Source organism: Streptomyces sp. XM83C (assembly GCF_023072675.1).
GTDB lineage: Bacteria > Actinomycetota > Actinomycetes > Streptomycetales > Streptomycetaceae > Streptomyces > Streptomyces thermocoprophilus.
Window position 1 is genome coordinate 1 of the sequence record NZ_JALLGL010000544.1, and the last position, 1,665, is coordinate 1,665.

General features: G+C 74.5%; 1 protein-coding gene. It reads left to right on the forward strand.

Annotation, left to right across the window (positions count from 1 at the left end):
* Positions 1-198 precede the first annotated feature (198 nt).
* Positions 199-1,557 carry an FAD-binding oxidoreductase gene (locus MTQ10_RS30195; RefSeq protein WP_247473797.1) on the forward strand — a complete coding sequence of 453 codons (1,359 nt, stop codon included), beginning with the start codon at positions 199-201 and terminating at the stop codon, positions 1,555-1,557.
* Positions 1,558-1,665: the final 108 nt, after the last annotated feature.

Here is a 1,665-nt window from a genome sequence, read left to right on the forward strand (position 1 = left end):
CGGCTGGGGTGGTGGGGTGGGGCGTGGTGAGGGTGCGGTGGTCGAGGTCCTCCATGCGGCCCCACTCTCCCCGCCCACCACCCCGAAGCTATGGACATATTGCATGACATACCACCAATCACCCGTTTCGGGGAGGACCGATGGCCGAACCGGATGTCACTCGACAGAGTGCGCATATCCGGACGATACGGTCACCGCATGTCTGCTCCCCGCACCGTCCCCGTCACCGGCTGGGGCCGCACCGCACCCACCGCGGCCCGGCTGATCCGCCCGCGCAGCTACGAGGAGACGGTCGCCGCGGTCCGCTCGTGCGGGGCGCGCGGCGGCATCGCCCGCGGCCTCGGCCGGGCGTACGGCGACGCCGCGCAGAACGCCGGCGGCGCGGTGCTCGACATGACGGGCCTGGACCGCATCCACGCCATCGACGCCGACACCGGCACCCTGCTGTGCGACGCGGGCGTGTCCCTGCACCGGCTGATGGAGGTGCTGCTGCCGCTCGGCTGGTTCGTCCCGGTCACCCCCGGCACCCGCTATGTCACCGTCGGCGGGGCGCTCGGCGCGGACATCCACGGCAAGAACCACCACGTCTCCGGTTCCTTCTCCCGCCATGTGCTCTCCTTCGAACTGCTCACCGCGGACGGCGCCGTGCACAGCGTCGGCCGCGGCACCCCCCTGTTCGACGCGACCTGCGGCGGGATGGGCCTGACGGGGATCATCCTCACCGTCACGCTCCAGCTGCACCCCGTGGAGACCGCGTACATGACGGTGGACACCGAGCGGGCCGCCGACCTCGACGATCTGCTGGCCCGGCTCGCCGCCACCGACCACCGCCACCGCTACTCGGTCGCGTGGATCGACCTGCTGGCGCGCGGCGGCGCCCTGGGCCGCGCGGTCCTCACCCGCGGCGACCACGCCCCGCTCGACGCGCTGCCCGCCGGCAGCCGGGCCCGCCACCGCCCGCTCGCGTTCCGCCCGTCACGGCTGCCCGCGCCGCCGCCGATGCTGCCCGAGGGGCTGCTGACGCGGCGCACGGTGGGCTGGTTCAACGAGCTGTGGTACCGCAAGGCGCCCCACGCCCGCGCCGGTGAACTCCAGCCGCTGGCCGCGTTCTTCCACCCGCTCGACGGCGTCCCCCACTGGAACCGGATCTACGGCCGCGGCGGCTTCGTGCAGTACCAGTTCGTCGTCGGACACGGCCACGAGGACACCCTGCGCCGGATCGTCGCCCGGCTCTCCGAGCGCCGCTGCCCGTCCTTCCTCGCCGTCCTGAAACGCTTCGGGGACGCCGACCCAGGCTGGCTGTCCTTCCCCCGGCCCGGTTGGACCCTCGCGCTGGACATCCCGGCGGGCCTGCCGGGGCTCGCCGCGTTCCTCGACGAGCTGGACGAGGAGGTGGCCGCGGCGGGCGGCCGGGTCTATCTCGCGAAGGACTCCCGGCTCCGGCCCGACCTGCTCACCGCGATGTACCCCCGCGTCGACGACTTCCGCGAACTGCGCGCCGAGATCGACCCGCACGGCGTGTTCGTCTCCGACCTGGCGCGCCGGCTGGGCCTGTGACGGCCCGGCAAGGCCACCCCGACGCCGCGCGGAGGCCCTGACGTCCCGGCGGAACGCCGAGGCCTCGCCGGCCCCCGGCCCCGGCCGGTCCGGCGACCGGCACCGCCC

Excerpts from the sequence above, each read along its gene's own strand:
- MTQ10_RS30195 (WP_247473797.1), top strand. The coding sequence starts at position 199 with ATGTCTGCTCCCCGCACCGTCCCCGTCACCGGCTGGGGCCGCACCGCA.